Raw genomic sequence first — 18,423 nt, 5'->3', positions numbered from 1 at the left:
TTATTCATCGATTTCTGTCACTTCGTCTGACGCGTTCAACTCAAGTTTGACGGAACCACCGACGCGGACGTCATCATCTTGTTCCATGTTTGATGCACGAGAGTATGACTTTTGTGCACCGTTTTGTTCGATGATGATCTCTTGATTCGTTATTTTAGCGAGCGTGCCGCGGACTTCTTGTTCCCGTGCATCGTCACGGTCTTCGTCGCGTGTAGCATTACGATCCTCGTTGTCATCTTCGCGATCAAGCTCACGGACTTGACCGTCTGCATTCAATTCGATTTTTACGATATCCCCAGATTTCGCAGCGTCGCGTTCCGCACGATCCGCAATCGCGTAAACCGTCTCTTGTCCATCTTGTTCGAGTGTCAATTCACTTTGTGATAGGGCACGAAGGATGCCGTATCGTTCATTCGCATCGTCTGATGAATCATCTGAGCGATTGCCATCGTCCTCTCGGTCATTCCGATCGTCTTGATCTTCTCGCTCCAATTCCGTGATTTGCTGATTCGCATTCAGATCGATTTTGACCCAATCGCCTTCTTGCACGGCTTCGCGTTCGACTGACGAAGCAAAGTCATACGTCTGAGTGTCACCGTTGACGTCGATCGTCATTGAACGATCCGATAGTTTTTGTAATGTGCCTTCGATTTCTTGATCGTCACGCATCGAAGCTGGGAGCTTTTGTTCGACTTGGCGCGAAGCAGCTTCGACTTTTTGCTCTGCCTGCTGTGAAGTGGTGACCGTCGAGTTGACGAGAGAGTGTCCTGGACCTGTGAAGAGGAGAAACGCTCCGGCTCCTGTTAAGACTGTACCCGTTACGGCAAGTGTAGCGATTCCTTTTTTGAAGCGTTTATTCCCTTTATCTGTTCGTTTTGCAGTCATGATGATGTCCTCCTTTAGTAGTGGCTGCTGTTCTTATACATAGAATAACCAGACCACGTGAAAGGAAGCTGAGGAACAGATTAGAATTTGATGAGAATTAGATCGTCTTGATGACTCGGGCTGGATTTCCACCGACGACGCTGTTTGCCGGTACATCCTTGACGACGACACTACCTGAGGCGATGACAGCATTATCTCCGATCGTCACACCGGGATTGATGACCGCGCGCCCACCGATCCAGACGTTATTTCCGATAGCGACCGGTTTTCCGAATTCATAACCGCTGTTGCGCTCGACAGGATCGAGTGGATGGGTCGCAGTATAGATATGTACTCCTGGAGCAAGCATGCAGTTGTCACCAATCGTAATCGGACAAATATCGAGCAAGACACAGTCATAATTGGCATAAAAGCGAGCCCCTAATGTGATGTTGTAGCCATAATCACATTTAAAGGTCGGTTCAATGTAAAAATCGGCTTGTTCTGTCTGGAATAATTGTTGAAGAAGTGCCTTCCGTTTAGTCCCATCATGGACACTCAATTGATTGAACTCATAACAGAGCGATTGTGCTCGGATGCGGTCAGCCACGAGTTCCGGATCTTGTGCTAAGTAGAGTTCCCCTTGAATCATTTTTTCTTTTTCAGTCATCTGATTCACTCCTTCATCGTTATTACTCTCATTAGACTAAATGGTGCCTCGTGATGCAACTGATATCCCGCTAAGACACGAGAAAACGAGGCTGACTCAAAAAAAGAATGACGCGTCTTTTCACGCCCTTTCCTCAGGCGAGACACAAGCCAGTTTTCCTGCTTCGTTGAAGCAGAAAAGCGGGTCTTGTTCGTCTCTGACAGCGCATAAATGCGCGTGTTCCTGTAGGAGTGGCGTGTGACGCGTCATCCTTATCTTTGTAGAGACTGACTTTTGAGTCAGCCCCGTCGAGATTCGATCCTTATGCTAATTCGATTCCGCCTGTGACACCATAAATTTGCGCCGTGACATAGCTTGCAGCGTCTGAAGCGAGGAAGACATACACATCCGACAGTTCGACCGGTTGACCACTTCGTTTCAGTGGTGTTTCCTGTCCGAACTCTGGAATGTTCTCGCTTGGCTGACCACCCGAGATTTGAAGCGGTGTCCAAATCGGACCAGGTGCGACGGAGTTGACACGGATTCCTTTTGGCGCGACTTGTTTAGCGAGTCCGCGCGTGAACCCGTTGATGGCAAACTTCGTCGATGCATAATCCAAGAGGTTCGCGCTTGGGTTATATCCTTGAACGGATGTTGTCGTGATGATCGAAGCCCCTTCCTTCAAGAGTGGCAAGGCTGCTTTGACGACCCAGAAAAGAGAGAAGACATTGATTTCGTATGTCTTACGTAATTGCTCCGTTGACAGGTCGAGAATATCTTCGACAGCTTGTTGTTTACCTGCGACAAGCGCTAAAATGTCAAGCCCGCCGAGCGATTCGTGTGCTTCTTTAATGAGTTGCTGACAGAACGCTTCATCACTTAGGTCACCAGGTAAGAGATATGCTTTTTGTCCCGCTGCTTCAACGAGTGCTTTGACTTCTTCCGCATCCTGTTGTTCTTCCGGTAAGTAGTTGAGCACGATGTCAGCTCCTTCACGAGCATAGGCAATGGCTGCTGCTCGGCCGATGCCGGAGTCTCCACCCGTAATCAGTGCTTTTTTGCCGATCAATTTGCCAGAGCCTTTATAACTCTCTTCGCCACAATCGGGAACAGGTTCCATTTTTGCTTGAACCGCTGGTGCGTCCTGATATTGTTTTGGGAAATCGTCATTGAAGTATTGGGTTAACGGATTTTTCGATGCAGCCATGTAAACATTCCTCCTGAAAGTTAGTTTTGGTATAGGGTGTATGTTCCCTCAACAGGTCGGATTAAACGTTTCTGATGATAGTAAATTTGGAAATTGATGGTTTACACTAGAAGAAGAGGAGTGTGAAGAAGATGATTACTGGATTGTATGAAGCTCATTTACCGGTCAAAGAACTTGAACGATCGATTGTCTTTTACGAAAAATTAGGTCTAGCATGTGCGTTCCGAAATGAACGCGTCGCTTTCTTTTGGATCGAGCATGGCAAGAGTTGGTTAGGTTTATGGAAAGCTGGTCAAGCCGAGTTACCGTATCATCCAGCGATTCGACATATGGCGTTTCGGATGGAGCAGGAAAATATCGATAAAGCACAGGACTGGTTAAAGGAGAGAGGGATTGAAGTCCGATCCGCCTTTGGTGTAGCGGCAGCCGATCAACCGCTTGTTCTCGATAACCATCCACATGCGCACGCGGCGATCTACTTCGAGGATCCAGATGGCAATTCGCTCGAATTGATTGCACCGTTACGCTTTGATATGGAAACAGTGAATGGCACGATGCCGTATCAAGACTGGCAGCATCTATTTGAGACTGAATCGGAGAAAAAGACGACATAACTGGTATTTTCATTCGAAATCGCTTCCTAGGGAAAACAAGCAGGAGCGACCCTGCAGCGAAGCGGCGCGATGCTTGTACCAGGAAAACGATGCGAGATGAACAAAAAAGTGCAATCCTTCTCGTAAGAGAAAAATTGCACGTTGTCTTCAGTCTAAAACGGGGCTGACTCAAAAATCAATTTTCACAAAGATCAGGGTGGCAGAATGAAAATCTGCCACCCTGATCTCGTAATAAAAAGAATGACGCGTTTCACGCCACTCCTACAGGAAAAAGCGCATTTGCGCTATCAGAGACGAACAAGACCCGCTTTCCTGCCTGAATTAGGCAGGAAAACTGGCTTGTGTCTCGCCTGAGGAAAGGGTGTGAAAAGAAGCGTCATTTTTTTGAGTCAGCCTCGTTTGATTGATCGTGTAATGCGCTTAGACACGAGCGGATTGACGCTCATTCATCGCTTGTAGAGCTGCTTGGTTCAGCAAGTTCCACGGTTTGTTGTAGTGCGGTTGGAAGAAGAAGTCGACGAAAGCGAGCTCTTCCAGTGTCATATCATTTTGAATCGCGACAGAAAGTGTGTTCATCGCTTGTGTCAAATCAACTTTTGAGATGATTTGTGCACCGACGACACGATGGGTTGCTGTCTCGAAGACGAGCTTCAATTGAACGTCTTCTGCTGTTGGCATGAACTCTGGGCGATACGCATCTGTGACCGTCGTGCTGCTCACTTCAAGTCCGAACAAGGGTGCCGCTTCTTCTGTCAAACCAGTCGATGCGATATTCAAATCATATAGGCGAAGACCAGATGTGCCTTGTGTTCCTTGGTAACGAATTTTTGGTGCGCGTAAGTTTTTACCGATTAATGTTCCCATACGGACAGCATTCGTTGCGAGTGGAATATAGGCGTGTGTCCGAGCTGGATTGTAATAGACGGCACAGCTGTCACCAGCAGCAAAGATGCTCGGGTTGCTTGTCCGCATATAATCGTCAACGATGATGGCACCGTTCGGTAGCATATCGACCTGTCCTTTTAAGAGTTCCGTACTTGGGCGGAAGCCGACACAGAGAATGACAAGATCCGTTTCGAACGTTCCTTTGTCTGTGACGACGTGTGTCACAGCGCCGTTTTCGCCTTTGAAGCTTTGGACGGTTTGTCCGAGTTCGAGGCGAATGCCACGGTCTGTCAATTCATGTTCGATGACATCAGTGAACGTGCGGTCGAGGTATTTGTTGAGAATGCGATCCGCACTATCGATGAACGTGACGTCTTTTCCGTATGCTTCAAACGCTTCGACGAGTTCAGCACCGATGTACCCTGCACCAACGACTGTGATCCGCTCTGCATCTGTCGCTTTTTCAATGATTGTTTGAGCGTGGTGATAGTTTTTACAGAGCTCGATCTGATTCAATTCAATGCCGGGAAGCATTGGAATGATTGGCCATGACCCTGTCGTCATGATGAGTTTATCGTACGTATCGTGAACGACTTCACCAGTCATGAGGTTTTTCGCAACGATCGTTTGGCGTTCACTATCGATTTCAAGCACATCATGTTTCAGACGCATCTCAGCGCCGAGTTCAGCGAGTTCACTTGGTGATGAGTAGAAAAGTGATTCCGCATGTTTGACGACACCACCGACGTGAAGCGCGATTCCACAAGAGAGAAACGATACATTGTCATTCCGCTCATAAACGGTGATCTCGACGTCTTGTTGTGAAGCGAGTTCTTTGACTGCTGCTGTTCCTGCGTGTGTACATCCGATGACTGCTACTTTCATGGGTAAAGTCTCCTTTGTGTTTTGTTTGTGATAAATATCACATTCATTTGATATACTTAGTGTAATCCTTCACAAGGTCGTTTTCAAGTAGTTTGTTCAATGTTGAGCATAATCTTGTCTAAATTGTGAAAAAGTGAGCAAAAGTGTTTGGATTATATGAAGAATGCGTAAAACTGTTTTAGTTACTGAAATTCGGGTTATAATGAAGATAGATTTTTAATGAAGGGGTGGAAACCGATGGATACCGAGAGGACCAATCATCTATTCAGCTTACCTGATTTTTAGCAGTACCGGTCATAACGAACAGACGGTAATGGCTTATAAAAATCAGGGAGAGCGAAAATAGATGAATACCCAAACGGGACGTATAAAACCTCTCCCACGATGTAAACGGGAGAGGACAATAAAACATGAAACGAATCGCAACCATCTTAACCGGTACGCTGATCATGGCGTTCGGTTACTACACATTGAATGAACAGTTCGGATTAGCAGAAGGCGGCTTCATCGGATTATCGTTGCTCGGTCGATACTTTTTTGATATCAATCCTTCGATTTCAATGATCGTGCTCGATATTCCATTTTTCATTGGTGCCTTGTACTTCAAAGGAAAACGTTTCGTCAGCGAAGCGTTACTTTCAGCAGGTGCGTTATCAGTCTTTTATGAGATGTGGCACCGACTCGATTTGTTCCACTTTCCAGAACAGGCTTGGCCAGCGACGCTCATCGCAGCGATCGCTAGCGGAATCGTGACCGGATATGGTCTCGGACTTGTTTTGAAAAGTGGAGCGGCAACAGGTGGAGACGATTTGCTATCGATGGGACTCAGCAAACTGACAGGTCTATCGATCGGGACGATCTTGTTCGGACTCGATGCCATCGTGTTAGTGATCTCACTCGTCTATCTGCCGCTCAGCCTAACGTTATATACGTTACTGGCTGTAGCGATCGCTGGACGTGTCGTGGCTGTCATGACACGGGAGCCTGTCATCGTACCGGCACCTGTCGTACAAAAAGTCACGCAGTGAGACGAATGAATGTCTAAAAAAAATCATGTATCGGATTCGACATCGTCGAGTCCGATTTTTCAGGTTCATGGACTAGAAAAAACAAAAGGAGAACGATGAGATGATTCGACAAGCACATGCTTCTGAAGCGCAACAGATTGCCCCCTTGATTGAGCAAGCGATTCATGAGATTGCTGAGACATTGACGGGAACGACAAAGCGGGAGGACGTTTTAGAGCGACTCGCGTACTTTGTCGCTGAAACAGGAAACCGACTGAGCCATGAGAACATCCTCGTGAAAATCATCGAGGGTGAAGTAGCGGGAATCGTCATTGCATATGCCGGGACGGATGCGAAACGACTCGACGAACCGATTAAAGACCAACTGAAGCGCTGGACGGGTCAAGATATCCAAATCGACGTCGAGACGGAAGGTCCGGTCTATTACCTGGATACTTTATCGGTTGACGCGCGTCATGGCGGAAAAGGGATTGGTACGGAACTGCTTCAGGCAGCAGCGGAAGAGGGCGAGAAACGAGGACTACAAGCGTTCACCTTAAACGCTGATCAAACGAATGCCGGGGCACAGCGCCTGTATCGTCGTCTCGGCTTCGAACCGATTCGGACGATTGAAATCAGCGGCGGTACCTTTGATTATATGGAACGTCGTTACGATACGCAGCAATGAAAAAAACCATGTCGATTTCCACGGTGTCATTCGGGAATCGCATGGTTTTTCGTATGCATGCAGTTGTGCCATCAAGGCGTTAATTGATACAGCATCGCTTGCGCGTCTTCTGGTTCGTAGCGGGCATCACTCGTGAAGCGTGTGACCAGTTTGACGTTTGGTCGCACGCCTTGAGCGTGGAGGCGCTCGAGCAATCGACCGGTCACGTAACTCTGATCGGATTTTGGTTCTGCGTTCCATTTACTGACCGAACCGATCGGAACGATTGCGGCATCCGGTCGTTCGGACTGGAATTGTCGAGCTTCCTCGTCGGTAAAGACTGTCGCGCCGATTGGAAGAGTCGCTACGTAACGCGCTAGTTCAATCGTCGCCGGAGGACGCGTTGCTTGTTCGTTCAACGCGAGGCTACCGATCGTCAACTGAACGACTAAAAACGGCAGATACATCCGTAACGGAAGCTGACGGATTGACCAGATGAGTAGCAATAGGACAAGTGGTAAGACGTGACGGGGTTTATCGATATTTTGTCCGAGCCAGACCCAGACGAAATAGAGTCCAGCCGTCGCTCCCCAAGCGACATCGACCGCCCAACGTCTGCGTAAGAACAGCAGCAGTCCAGACACTAGTCCGATCCACGTGCCATAACCGATCCCATGCCAGAAGAGTTGCTGAAGCGTCTGAACAAATCGTTGAACGATAGAAGCGTCATCGGTCTGAGCAGAACCACCCCAATCGGAAAAATGACCGCTGACGAAGCGGAGTGATAATTGAAGAAACGAATAAGGTCCACCGACAGAAAAAGCGACCGGGAGCAACCAAGCAAGCTGCGCCAGAACAAGAAGGGCGCACTCGGATAAGAGTTGCCAGTAATCCTTTCGTACCTGCCACAGCAGGACAAGCAACATGAAGCCAAACGGCGCATAGGACAGTCGAGTCGCCATCAGTAAACCGAATAAAAGATATGGAAGCCAGCGACGAATCTGATGCCGTGCGCGTTCGATGCTCCAGCCGTACCAGACGAGTAGTCCGAGTGCGAGCCCATCCGACATCCCGGTTGCAGCGAACGTCACGAGTGAGGAAGTGGAGAGAACGGTAAAGGCAGCGATCAGTCGAGTCGTATCATAGGCATGACGGCGGAACAGCGAGTAGAGTGGCAAGATGGCACTTGCCAGACCTAGTGTGGAGACGAGTCCGAGCGCTTTGACAGGTATCATTAGTGGCAGAAACAGATTGGCAAATAAGATGAAAAAGGGATAACCCGGAAAGTGCGGACGTAAATCAGCCAAATCATAATCGGTCACAGCGAGCGTGAAGTTCGCAATATCGTAGCTCGCGATGAAGGGACTGACGTAAATGATCCGTAAACCAATCCAGCCACCGATGAATAGCAACGTGATCCAAAAAAGCGATCGTCCACGCGGACGTGAACGATCGCTTCGGACGGTCAAGAAACCTCCTGTAAGGACTTTGATGACTTCGATGGTTTGTTTTGACGGAGCAACATCCAACCGGCAAAGGCGAAGTAGCCCCACCAAGCGACGACTTGTTCGAGCGATGGGTTATGGCTGTATCCGAACATCGCACCCATGAACGTTCCAATCTGTCCACTGATCAATGTTGAATTTCCTGTATCACGCAAGTATTGCACCTGATCGATATAGTGCTCCGGCATGAAGCCGACGATGTTATACACAGCAGCTGGTGTGCCGTCAGCATTCATCAAAAGACTACCGAGCAAACCAAGATCTTGGAAGCGTCCAATCGTTTGGACGAGCATGCCGGCTGCGATGAATAGAATGAGTACGCCCGTCACTTGGAAGAAGCGTTTGACGGGAATCTTCATGGAGCCGGAAACGAATAAGTATCCGAAAATCAAGGCAAGTAACAGACCGGAAACCGCACCGTAACTCGTCAGTACTTTTTCGATTTCCCCACCTGAGATGGCAGCAAAGAAGAAGACGGTCTCAATTCCTTCTCGAACGATGACGAGGAAGGAGTGGATGATCATCGTGATCGCACTACCCGTCGAGACGGCAGCGGCGACTTTTGCTTGCGAGGCTTGTTGATTCTCTTTCGCTTCCTTCCCCATCCAGAGGACCATGTGTGTCAAGAGCAGGACGGAGACCATCATGATGCCGAGACGGAGATACGTATCGCTTCCGAAGCTCGCAAAACTCGTAAAGACGACTTGGAACAGGAACGCGACACCAAGGCTAGCGAGAAGTGCCAACCCGACACCTGCGTAGACCCACTTTTTATATTGTGGAGCGTTCAATCGATCGAGATAACCTAAGATCAACCCAACGATGAGAACAGCCTCGAGACACTCCCGAAGCGTAATCAAAAACGCTTGAAAATCCATCTGTCTTCCTCCTTATGAGCGGCGTTTCTTCTTCCATTGACCAATGACGACGATAATGATGAGTACGATGACGAGTCCGAGCGCAATCAATTTCCAAATCGCGTCCGTTCCGAACGTTTGACCGAGGAAGGAGTCTTCTTCCGTGAAGACGCCTGTTTTTTCTTCACCTGGCAGGACGAAGAGAGGCGTCAACGTATCTTCGATCATCGTAATGTTTTTCTTGAAGGATTCTTCATCACTCGCTTTTTTCCCGACCCCAAACAGACCAGGATTTCCGAGTGCTTTTAAGGATTCATCAAATGCAGTATACACGTCATCGGATGTTTGTGCATCCTTGCTTTCCTTGACGTAAGGCGCGAGCACATCGTATGTCCCGCGGGCTTTCGCAAGTAAGAGTTTCGCTTGACCGAAGTCTTCGAACTGCTCTTCAGCAAAGTGCAGGCGACGTTCGATATTTTGACGGAGAGCGACACGGTACGCTTGTTTGGCAGCCTCGGCATCTTCTTGTTCAAGCGCCGTATCGATCTTCGCTTTCGCTTCAGGGAAATACAGTTTGAATTCTTTATCATAGGCGGCAAGCGTCTCTTTCGCAAGCGCGTAATCTTTAGCATCGAGTTGTTCTTCAAATTGTTTATAGGCTTCCGCAAAAGCTTCCTTTCCTGGGTCTCCGTAACTATAAGCGGAAACCGTGGAAGTGCTCACGAACAGTGAGAGCAGGAGGAGCGGTAGCAAAAGAAGGCGTTTCATCCGAGGTGCTCCTTTCGTTCCATGCGTTCTTCAACGCTAAGCTGTGTGATCGGTCGTCGCCACTCCCGGTAAATCGCTGGGAGGACACGTTGGACATAATTCAGACGGATAAAGGACTTTCCTGCTTCCCGGACCCGATAACGAATCGGGACTTCGTGAAGGCGGAAGCCTTTTCGGACGAGATTGAGGGTCAATACTTGGGCATAGTTATAATCGTGAATGATCTCAGCATGGTGACACGCTGCGCGTGAAAAAGCACGCATCCCACTTTGACCATCATGGATTTTGCGTTTCAATAAAAGGCATTGCAACCACGTGAAGACATGATTGCCGATATAGCGATAGAGCCGCATCCCGTCGACGGTACCGAGGAAGCGGGAACCGAATACGTAGTCGGCCTGATCGTGTAAGATTGGTCGGACGATATCCGGAATTTGATCGGCCGGATATTCGTTATCGGCATCAATCATGACAGCAACATCAGCGCCGAGCTCGTAGGACTGGCGGAGTCCTTCCCGGACTGCAGAGCCGAGTCCTTGATTCTGCTCGAACCGATAGACATGTGCGCCGTGTTGACGCGCGATCGTACTCGTCGCATCCACTGAGCCGTCGTCGATGACGAGGGTCTCGACCGGAATACCGTCAATCATGTCCGGAATTCGTTTTAAGACGAGCGGGAGCGACACTTCCTCATTGTGGGCAGGTAAAAAGACGATGATCTTCATTTAGACTTCGCCTCCTTGAACGCTTCTGTCAATAGCACACCGCGGCTATCGTGCGGGATGTCTGCCCCTAGGATTTTGGTGATCGTCGGTCCGAGTGACAGGATATGACGGTGCGTATCGACTTTTAGACCGGCATGAACGTTCTTACCATACATCCAGAACGGGACGAACCGTTCGCCTTCATCCAAGTGACCGTGTCCACCGATTCCGTCCGCTTGACCGTGATCCGCCATGACGATGAGTGTCGCATCCTCGAGTTTACCAAGGCGATCGAGCTCCTCACAAAACTCGGAAAGGAGCGCATCCGCTTCCTCGATTTTTTCGACATACTCGGAATAGAGAGTGCCTCGACTGTGTCCTGTTTGATCCGTTCCGATCAACTGAATCGCGAGCAGATCCGGGTCCTCTTCATGGACGATTTGTTTGGCACGCTCTACGATATTTCGATCCGCAACATCGTTATGCATGACTGCCGTGACGGTCCGTACGTCGGTTGAACCGAACGCATCGACAAGGTGTGCGATACCAAGGATTTTTCCTGACTTATCGACGGCACGGAGGCGATCGAAGACGGTATCCGTTTTAACGCCGGTCGTATTCCAGACCATGTTCGAATGAATGCCATGATCTTCTGGGCGAGCACCGGTGAACATCGAACTGAAGCAGACGACGGTCCGGGCAGGGTAAACCGTCTCCATATTCGTATATTCCGTTCCTTCCTGACGCAATCGTTCGAGGAACGGCGTGTTTGCTGCCATGTAGCGATCTTTACGCATCCCGTCGACAATCAGGACATAGACTTTTTCTGAAGTCGGAAGATTGGCATCTACCGTCATTGCCTCGGGCAACTTCGGTTTCCAGTCGAACAGGTAGTGATGCAGGATCCATGCAAAGACGAATAGACCAATTGGGAACCAGATGAACGTCATGTCGAGTGTCGACGCGTCACTTGCCGTCCACCAGTACATGAGCAACAGAGCAACCTTAGGCAGTTGCTCCTGCGCGTTACCACTTGTCGAATCACTATTCTTCAGAACGAGTTTCCAAAAGCGCGTAAAGTTCGTCCAGCGCGTTCCAATCCGGAGATGATAATAGATCGTCCCCCAGAAAAAAATCGTAAAGAAGAAATAGAGACCTGCGCCATAGGCGAACAAAGGTAAATAATCTGCATTCGTACCCCGAAGGAACAGCCAAACGATGACCGGAATCCAAAGGTAATTTCGTAAAAATAACGGAAAATCATAACGCCACAGCAAGATGAATAAAGGAAGCGTCACGATGAAACCAAGACCAGATTCTGCGAGTGGCATCTGCGTCCATAAGGCGTACGTCAAGAAGACGCCGATCGTAAAAATGGGTGTGAAGGGTTTTCCTTCATTGAGTAAGTTCCAGGCGCGTGCTGCGACTTTTTCAAAGCGAGAAGCACTTTTCATCGTTTTCCTCCTTTCCAATCAGTGTATTTGAGCTGACGAACCAACAACCGAAGCGTAGCCGGATGCCGAATGAGAACGTACAGCGGGATAAGAAAAGCAAAGGCATATTTAAAGAAGTGCGTCATCAAGGCAACGTCGTACGCATGAGCAACACCGGCTTGCCGTAACACCGTACCCATCGCGAGTTCGTACGTACCGAGTCCACCCGGCGTGAACTGAATCACACCAGACAGGACACCGGCACTCATCGCGATCAATGTCGTCGGGAAGGACACATCGATACCGGCTCCGTGCAAGAGGAGGAAGACGGCGAGTGCCTCAACGGCCCAAGCGAGCGTTCCGAACAGAACGAGCGATGGGAGATGCGGGACATGTCGGCGTAACACGAGCAATAACGCGGTCGCAAGGAGCGCGACGAGCAAGACAATCGGATGAAACAACCAACCGATCAAAATGAAGGTACACAGAACGATCAAGTCAATACTTCGTTGTAAGACGAAGATCGCGCTCGTCTGCTTCCATGGACTTCCGACGGCTCTCGCCGTCACGAGTCGGATCATCTCTCCCAGTTTGACTGGTGAGAGGTGATTGATCGTCAGTCCGAGATACAGGCTCGACAGGTATACAGCGGTCGGTGCACGTTTTGCATCGGCGCGGCGCCAGGCGACCGCCCGTAAATAAAAGGCGATCGCATACGTCAAGGTCGCAAGGATCGTCCAGGGACTCTTAAATAAAGCTTCAATGTACCGATACGAGACCGGTAACTCCAAGAAAAAACGGAGCAGTAAAAAGATGACAAGCCCGGTAAGCGTCAGATACAGAAACGTTCGAATCAGCGGTTTTGATGCCACGCGATCACCTGCTCCAGTCCAACATCAATTTCGATTGACGGTTGGTAACCGAAGGCTTCCTGTGCTGCCGTCGTATCACTCCATGTCATCGTCACGTCTCCGCGTCGTGCAGTTTGAGTCTTCACAGGCACATCAAACCGTTGACCGATCCGTTCAGCTAGCGTACGGACGGAGACCGGCTGATTCGCGCCGAGGTTATACGTCCCGACTGCACGAGCCAGCAACGCCTGTTCCATTCCGCGGGTGATATCATCGATATACGTGAAGTCACGGATTGGATCGCCGAAGACGGTGAGTGCCTCTCCGCGTAATGCCTGTTCGATGAATCGAAACAGCGCCATATCAGGACGACCCGATGGACCATAGACCGTAAAGAAGCGAAACAGCGTCACATTTACATCATATAAATGAGCATAAGCATGACAAAAGCTTTCAGCGCTATACTTCGCTGCTGCATAAGGACTGGCGACATGTCCCGTTGCCTGTTCCTCTTTCAGTGGACCCGTCTGCTCCCCATAAACGGAAGAAGAAGACGCGAAAAAGACATGCGGCATGCCATGTCTTTTTGCGGCTTCTAACAAGGTCACCGTCATGTCGATGTCCTCACAAATATAGTGATGTGGTTCTTCGAGCGAACGCGGAACACCTGGAAGAGCTGCGAGATGGAAGACGGCGTCGAACGATGTCTCCATCCAGGCGTCGAGATCGTGATGAACGTCACCCGTCGTAACGGTAACACCGGCACGTCTTAGTTCATCTGCTCGTTCTTCTTTTAACTGGATATCATAGTAGTCCGTGAAAGCATCAAGGACATGGACGGTATGGTGCTGCTGGAGCCGGAGGGCGAGGGCGGCGCCAATGAAGCCGGCACCTCCTGTGATTCCGATATTCATCTTATCCCTCCGTTTCCATTTCCTTCTTAGTTAAGTGGTTCGAGTGCGTCTGTGATCCGTTCACCTGTCGTTTCAGCCTTGACGTCACCTTTTTCGACGAGTGCGAACCATTCGTTTGCGTCTTTTGCGACTTGTGCTGCTTTGTCCTTGCCAAGACGATTCTCAAGCGTCGGTTTCATCGCAACGACGAACATGTTCGCTTCCATTGCTTCTGCACGTGCTGTATCGACGTCTTTCTTCTCGATCGCTTCTTGTGCCTCTTCATGATACCCGTCGACTTTTTCCGTCAACGCTTTTGCGAACAATCCTTCGATTTCTTTGTAAGAGACATCAGCTGGTTTTGTTTTCGAGAAATCATAACGCTCTTTCAGCGTTTTGACAGCTTCTTCGTCTCCGCCTGCTAATGATTCTTCAATCGCAAGGAGGAAACCATATCCTTCGGCTTGCTCCATTTGTAATTCTTTTTCGTCCGTACCGGCTTTTGCGCCATCCTCGATTTTTTGTGCATAACCGAGTGCAGCTAAATAGAAGGAACGATAAATCGATTTATCCGTTACTTGTTTTGCAACATTGAAGTCACCGATTTCTTTCGCGTCGATGGCTTCTTGCTGAGCTGCAAGACCTGATGTGATCGCTTGAGCGATGGCGTCTTCGTTTTTAAAGCCGTAGCTCGCGTCACGTTTTTCAGCTGTCGGAATGAAGACGGTCTTCGCCATCGCTTCCACGTCCTTGAGTGCTTCCGTTGCAGCTTCCGGTTTACCAGCTACGAGTGCTTCTTCAGCTTTTGCTTGTGTTGCTTTTTGTAATTTATAGAAATACGATTGTAGACCTTTATCCACGAGTTGACGCGCGATGTTCTCATCGAGATCCTTCGCTTCCACACCTGCTAAAGCAGACTGGATGACTTGTTCGATTTCTGGTGCTGTCGTCTCGACACCACCTTTGAGTTTCGATTCATAACTTGTCGTGACCATCTTCCAATCGATCGCTTGTCCTTCTTTTGCTTTGTCGAGTTCTGTTTTAATTGAGCTGAAGATCGTCAATTCATCTGTCAGTGTCGTTGCAGCAATCCCCGCATCTGCTGATTTTGTTTCGGTCGACTGTTCCGTTTTCTCTTTTTTCGGTGCAGTCGTATCCGTTTCATTCGAACCGCAGGCAGCCAAGATACCGGCTACCATGAAGATCGAAGCTACTTTTAAACGTTTTTTCATAATCGTGATTCCCCCAGAAGAATTAATAAGACGTTTTCCGTCATGTAGTCGTTTTCACAAATCTAACTATAGCGAGAATAATTCTCATTGTCAATTGAACTTTAAAGAAAAAAACGGCTTCGGAGCAGAGCTCCAAAGCCGTTTTAAAATGAGAAATTAGAACTGTTCGTACAGTTTTGTCAAATACGTGTAGACTTCGTCTGATGCTTGGAACATCATGACAGAATGTCCGAAGATGGCAGCTGGATTGAAGCCGTGATCAAGATCGATCGTTGATGCGATCGTGACATCACGGTCGCTGTCGAGAACGACGCGGAAGTATTTGAATTCTTGGTTGAAGTCGTTGATGGCGTTCAGAATCGGGAGATCCTCGACACCATCTGGTACGTGTGTCACCGTACGAGCGAACAATTCGACATCTGTCGTCGTCTTACTGAAGACGATCATCATCATCGGTTCTGCTCCAGCAGGTGTTTTTTCTTGTGTCATGAAGAAGACGTGTGTCTCATTCTCACGTGCTTCCATTGGAATGCCTTTTTCAACTAGGAAAGCTTGGAATGCTTCCAAGTGTTGTTGCTGTTGTGGCGCGATTCCTTGTTCGTTTGTTTCGGGTTGACGATCTTGGTGAATCGGTGTCACTTTATTGTTCTCGTTTGATTCGTTCGAGTTACGTTCCTGGTCCATTGCAAAATCCCCCTTTATATACTATAAATTCAGTTTCAAGCATTTCAGAAGGAATTGCAACTAATGTCCGTTAAGATAGGAAGAAAATACAAAAGAGCAGAGATATGTCTTGTTTGTGAATTTGCGAGCAATTGACTTGAAAAGACATACCTAACAGGGTATATTAAGTGGCAGATAGAAACTCAAGGAGGAATCATCAGATGAAAACGATCATCGTAGGGGGCGTCGCAGGTGGCGCCACGGCAGCAGCGCGACTGCGTCGTATTGACGAAACGGCAGAAATCATTTTGCTTGAACGGGGAAAAGAGATTTCGTTCGCGAACTGTGGACTGCCTTACTATATCGGAGATGTCATCAAAGATCGCAATAAATTACTCGTCCAAACGCCAGAAGGCATGCATGCACGGTTTAATTTAGATGTCCGCAATTTGTCGGAAGCGATTCGGATTAACCGTGAAGCGAAGACGGTCACGATCCGCAATGTTGAAACGGGTGAAGAATACGATGAATCGTACGATCATCTGATTCTTTCTCCAGGTGCAAAACCGATTCGTCCAAACATTCCAGGACTCGATGACGCAACAAACGTCTTTACGTTACGGAACATCCCGGATACGGACCGGATGCGGGAATACGTCGATACGACGCGTCCAGAGCAAGCAGTCGTCATCGGTGGAGGATTCATCGGTCTCGAAATGGCAGAAAACCTCGTCGAACGTGGGGCGCACGTCACCCTCGTCGAGATGGCGGATCAAGTCATGGCTCCGATCGACCCGGAAATGGCAGCAATCGTTCATGAACATCTGCGTGCGAAAGGCGTCGAGTTGATTCTAGAAGATGGCGTCGCTCATTTTGAAGAGGCAGGTCGCCGCGTCGTCCTGACAAGCGGACGCGTGATCGAAACCGAGATGAACATCCTATCGATTGGTGTCGCGCCGGAGAGTACGCTCGCAGCAGATGCTGGTTTAACACTTGGCATCAAACAGACGATTCAAGTCAACGATCAACTGCGGACATCCGATCCATCGATCTTTGCGATTGGTGACGCGATTGAAGTTAAAGATTATATCACGAAGGAAGCGACACACGTTCCACTCGCGTGGCCGGCAAACCGTCAAGGACGCCTCGTTGCTGACATCATCGCCGGACGCGACGTTCGGTACAGTGGCACGCTCGGAACAGCGGTCGCAAAAGTCTTTGATTTGACGGTCGCTTCGACCGGTAACAATGAAAAACGGTTGCGTCAACTTGGTCTTCGTTATGAAGCCGTGCATCTCCACCCGGGATCGCATGCGGGATATTACCCAGGGGCGAGTCCGATTTCGATGAAGCTACTGTTTGATCCAATCGAAGGAACGATCTATGGAGCGCAGGCAATCGGCATGACAGGTGTCGAGAAACGAATCGATGTCCTCGCGACAGCGATTAAAGGTGGATTGACAGTGCTTGATCTACCAGATCTTGAACTATCATATGCACCGCCATATAGTTCAGCAAAAGATCCGGTCAACATGGCAGGATATATTGCGTCGAACATCGTGCTTGGTGACAGTGCGAACGTTCATTGGCATGAAATCGATGCGATCGTCGCCAACGGTGGCTTATTACTCGATGTCCGTGAACCATCGGAAAACGAGTTAGGCGCGATTCCGGGATCGGTCAATATCTCGTTACCGACATTACGTGAGAAGTTGACTGATCTGCCGAAGGATCAAACGATCTATGTGACATGCCAAGTCGGATTACGTGGATATGTTGCGAGTCAACTGTTGCAACAACACGGTTATGATGTGAAAAACTTAAGCGGCGGATACAAAACATGGTCGGTCGTGCGTCGTGATCAAGAAGCACGAAGCCAAGCGAAGGAGGAGACTGCTGTGACGGTAACGAAACGTGAGCCAACAACGAAGACTGCACCAGAACAAGTGACGCTGCTCGATACGTGCGGCTTACAGTGCCCAGGTCCAATCTTAGAGCTGAAAACAAAAATTGATCAGATGACGGACGGCGAGCAAATTTTCGTCAAGGCGTCAGACCCAGGATTCTTACCGGACGTTCAAGCATGGGCGAAAAAACTAGGTCACACAGTTCATTCAGCGGAGATGAATCAAGGTGTCGTCGAGGTCATGCTTGAAAAAGGGCAAGGAGAGACACCAGCTCCAGCGCCGGTTCAAGTCAATCCAGCAGATGATGCGACGATGGTCGTTTTCAGTGGTGATCTTGATAAAGCACTTGCCTCTTTCGTCATCGCACAAGGTGCACAAGCGATGGGGAAACAAGTGACGATGTTCTTTACGTTCTGGGGCTTGAACATCATTCGAAAACCAGACGCACCGGCAGTCGAAAAAGCCGGCATTGAACGGATGATGGGCATGATGATGCCGAAGCATGCCGGGGAGCTACCGCTCTCGAACATGAACATGGCAGGCGCCGGTCAAAAAATGATGAAAAAAGTCATGAAGGACAAACAAGTCGATGCACTCGAGACGATGATGGCAAAAGCGCAAGCAGCCGGTGTTCGGATGATCGCCTGCACGATGTCGATGGATATCATGGGCATCAAGAAGGAAGAACTCCTTGACGGCATTGATTACGGTGGTGTCGCGAGTTACCTTGGTGCAACGGATGGTGCCAATCTGAATCTGTTCATCTAATCTAAAAACCTGTTTAAATGAACGTGTCAAACCTGACATCTGATGTGAGGTTTGACACGTTTTT

General features: G+C 49.0%; 17 protein-coding genes. 4 read left to right on the top strand and 13 right to left on the bottom strand.

The genetic code is table 11. The annotated features are described in order from the left end of the window. The 3 genes from ITJ88_RS13415 to ITJ88_RS13405 all read right to left on the bottom strand — a co-directional run bounded on the left by ITJ88_RS13415 (position 1) and on the right by ITJ88_RS13405 (position 2,720). Complete coding sequence (locus ITJ88_RS13415) at positions 1 to 885, bottom strand: hypothetical protein (RefSeq protein ID WP_230088862.1); 885 nt, start codon at positions 883 to 885, stop codon at positions 1 to 3. Positions 886 to 982: 97 nt separating this feature from the next. Beyond that, positions 983 to 1,534, bottom strand: a complete 552-nt coding sequence (locus ITJ88_RS13410) for a maltose acetyltransferase domain-containing protein (RefSeq protein WP_195865982.1) — start codon at positions 1,532 to 1,534, stop codon at positions 983 to 985. 301 nt (positions 1,535 to 1,835) lie between these two features. Further along, positions 1,836 to 2,720: an SDR family oxidoreductase gene (locus ITJ88_RS13405; protein WP_055969577.1), complete on the bottom strand. Its 885-nt coding sequence runs from the start codon at positions 2,718 to 2,720 to the stop codon at positions 1,836 to 1,838. A gap of 131 nt (positions 2,721 to 2,851) precedes the next feature. On the opposite strand from ITJ88_RS13405, the gene ITJ88_RS13400 reads away from it, so the two are divergent. After that, the gene (locus ITJ88_RS13400; protein ID WP_195865981.1) at positions 2,852 to 3,334 is read left to right on the top strand and encodes a VOC family protein; all 483 of its coding nucleotides are present in this window, start codon (positions 2,852 to 2,854) and stop codon (positions 3,332 to 3,334) included. A gap of 420 nt (positions 3,335 to 3,754) precedes the next feature. Here the strand turns inward: ITJ88_RS13400 and ITJ88_RS13395 are convergent, their stop codons facing one another. Further along, positions 3,755 to 5,104 (bottom strand): FAD-dependent oxidoreductase, encoded by a 1,350-nt coding sequence (locus ITJ88_RS13395; RefSeq protein ID WP_195865980.1) that lies wholly within the window; start codon positions 5,102 to 5,104, stop codon positions 3,755 to 3,757. A 410-nt stretch (positions 5,105 to 5,514) separates the two neighbouring features. Between ITJ88_RS13395 and ITJ88_RS13390 the strand changes: the two genes are divergently transcribed. Together ITJ88_RS13390 and ITJ88_RS13385 are read left to right on the top strand one after the other, a co-directional pair. Continuing rightward, positions 5,515 to 6,132: a YitT family protein gene (locus tag ITJ88_RS13390; protein WP_064300662.1), complete on the top strand. Its 618-nt coding sequence runs from the start codon at positions 5,515 to 5,517 to the stop codon at positions 6,130 to 6,132. Between the two features lie 100 nt (positions 6,133 to 6,232). After that, a complete protein-coding gene (locus ITJ88_RS13385; protein ID WP_195865979.1) occupies positions 6,233 to 6,799 on the top strand; it encodes a GNAT family N-acetyltransferase in 567 nt (188 codons plus the stop codon). A gap of 71 nt (positions 6,800 to 6,870) precedes the next feature. On the opposite strand, the gene ITJ88_RS13380 is transcribed toward ITJ88_RS13385, so the two are convergent. The 9 genes from ITJ88_RS13380 to ITJ88_RS13340 form a co-directional block, all read right to left on the bottom strand. Next, positions 6,871 to 8,247, bottom strand: coding sequence for a hypothetical protein (locus ITJ88_RS13380; RefSeq protein WP_195865978.1), 1,377 nt, complete (start codon positions 8,245 to 8,247; stop codon positions 6,871 to 6,873). Continuing rightward, entirely contained in the window at positions 8,244 to 9,161 is a 918-nt protein-coding gene (locus ITJ88_RS13375; protein ID WP_075642928.1) for an FTR1 family iron permease, read from the bottom strand. The genes ITJ88_RS13380 and ITJ88_RS13375 overlap by 4 nt, the downstream gene beginning before the upstream one ends. A gap of 12 nt (positions 9,162 to 9,173) precedes the next feature. Next, positions 9,174 to 9,908: a hypothetical protein gene (locus ITJ88_RS13370; RefSeq protein WP_230088861.1), complete on the bottom strand. Its 735-nt coding sequence runs from the start codon at positions 9,906 to 9,908 to the stop codon at positions 9,174 to 9,176. Beyond that, positions 9,905 to 10,633, bottom strand: coding sequence for a glycosyltransferase family 2 protein (locus ITJ88_RS13365; protein ID WP_195865977.1), 729 nt, complete (start codon positions 10,631 to 10,633; stop codon positions 9,905 to 9,907). Before ITJ88_RS13365 ends, ITJ88_RS13370 begins: the two co-directional genes overlap by 4 nt. Next, complete coding sequence (locus ITJ88_RS13360; protein WP_195865976.1) at positions 10,630 to 12,066, bottom strand: alkaline phosphatase family protein; 1,437 nt, start codon at positions 12,064 to 12,066, stop codon at positions 10,630 to 10,632. Before ITJ88_RS13360 ends, ITJ88_RS13365 begins: the two co-directional genes overlap by 4 nt. After that, positions 12,063 to 12,917 carry a lysylphosphatidylglycerol synthase transmembrane domain-containing protein gene (locus ITJ88_RS13355; protein WP_195865975.1) on the bottom strand — a complete coding sequence of 285 codons (855 nt, stop codon included), beginning with the start codon at positions 12,915 to 12,917 and terminating at the stop codon, positions 12,063 to 12,065. The genes ITJ88_RS13360 and ITJ88_RS13355 overlap by 4 nt, the downstream gene beginning before the upstream one ends. Continuing rightward, the gene (locus ITJ88_RS13350; protein WP_195865974.1) at positions 12,899 to 13,810 is read right to left on the bottom strand and encodes an NAD-dependent epimerase/dehydratase family protein; all 912 of its coding nucleotides are present in this window, start codon (positions 13,808 to 13,810) and stop codon (positions 12,899 to 12,901) included. The genes ITJ88_RS13355 and ITJ88_RS13350 overlap by 19 nt, the downstream gene beginning before the upstream one ends. A gap of 26 nt (positions 13,811 to 13,836) precedes the next feature. Further along, entirely contained in the window at positions 13,837 to 15,021 is a 1,185-nt protein-coding gene (locus ITJ88_RS13345; protein ID WP_195865973.1) for a hypothetical protein, read from the bottom strand. Positions 15,022 to 15,177: 156 nt separating this feature from the next. Then, positions 15,178 to 15,705, bottom strand: a complete 528-nt coding sequence (locus tag ITJ88_RS13340) for a type III secretion system chaperone family protein (RefSeq protein WP_023469644.1) — start codon at positions 15,703 to 15,705, stop codon at positions 15,178 to 15,180. 200 nt (positions 15,706 to 15,905) lie between these two features. On the opposite strand from ITJ88_RS13340, the gene ITJ88_RS13335 reads away from it, so the two are divergent. Further along, complete coding sequence (locus ITJ88_RS13335; RefSeq protein ID WP_195865972.1) at positions 15,906 to 18,359, top strand: CoA-disulfide reductase; 2,454 nt, start codon at positions 15,906 to 15,908, stop codon at positions 18,357 to 18,359. Positions 18,360 to 18,423 lie beyond the last annotated feature (64 nt).

Origin of the sequence: Exiguobacterium abrahamii, assembly GCF_015645365.1 — a bacterium.
GTDB classification, from domain to species: Bacteria; Bacillota; Bacilli; order Exiguobacteriales; family Exiguobacteriaceae; genus Exiguobacterium_A; species Exiguobacterium_A abrahamii.
This window is presented reverse-complemented; position numbering and strand designations above follow the sequence as displayed.

Coding starts and splice junctions, on each gene's coding strand:
- ITJ88_RS13415 (WP_230088862.1), bottom strand. CDS start 885: ATGACTGCAAAACGAACAGATAAAGGGAATAAACGCTTCAAAAAAGGA.
- ITJ88_RS13410 (WP_195865982.1), bottom strand. CDS start 1,534: ATGACTGAAAAAGAAAAAATGATTCAAGGGGAACTCTACTTAGCACAA.
- ITJ88_RS13405 (WP_055969577.1), bottom strand. CDS start 2,720: ATGGCTGCATCGAAAAATCCGTTAACCCAATACTTCAATGACGATTTC.
- ITJ88_RS13400 (WP_195865981.1), top strand. CDS start 2,852: ATGATTACTGGATTGTATGAAGCTCATTTACCGGTCAAAGAACTTGAA.
- ITJ88_RS13395 (WP_195865980.1), bottom strand. CDS start 5,104: ATGAAAGTAGCAGTCATCGGATGTACACACGCAGGAACAGCAGCAGTC.
- ITJ88_RS13390 (WP_064300662.1), top strand. CDS start 5,515: ATGAAACGAATCGCAACCATCTTAACCGGTACGCTGATCATGGCGTTC.
- ITJ88_RS13385 (WP_195865979.1), top strand. CDS start 6,233: ATGATTCGACAAGCACATGCTTCTGAAGCGCAACAGATTGCCCCCTTG.
- ITJ88_RS13375 (WP_075642928.1), bottom strand. CDS start 9,161: ATGGATTTTCAAGCGTTTTTGATTACGCTTCGGGAGTGTCTCGAGGCT.
- ITJ88_RS13370 (WP_230088861.1), bottom strand. CDS start 9,908: ATGAAACGCCTTCTTTTGCTACCGCTCCTCCTGCTCTCACTGTTCGTG.
- ITJ88_RS13365 (WP_195865977.1), bottom strand. CDS start 10,633: ATGAAGATCATCGTCTTTTTACCTGCCCACAATGAGGAAGTGTCGCTC.
- ITJ88_RS13360 (WP_195865976.1), bottom strand. CDS start 12,066: ATGAAAAGTGCTTCTCGCTTTGAAAAAGTCGCAGCACGCGCCTGGAAC.
- ITJ88_RS13350 (WP_195865974.1), bottom strand. CDS start 13,810: ATGAATATCGGAATCACAGGAGGTGCCGGCTTCATTGGCGCCGCCCTC.
- ITJ88_RS13345 (WP_195865973.1), bottom strand. CDS start 15,021: ATGAAAAAACGTTTAAAAGTAGCTTCGATCTTCATGGTAGCCGGTATC.
- ITJ88_RS13340 (WP_023469644.1), bottom strand. CDS start 15,705: ATGGACCAGGAACGTAACTCGAACGAATCAAACGAGAACAATAAAGTG.
- ITJ88_RS13335 (WP_195865972.1), top strand. CDS start 15,906: ATGAAAACGATCATCGTAGGGGGCGTCGCAGGTGGCGCCACGGCAGCA.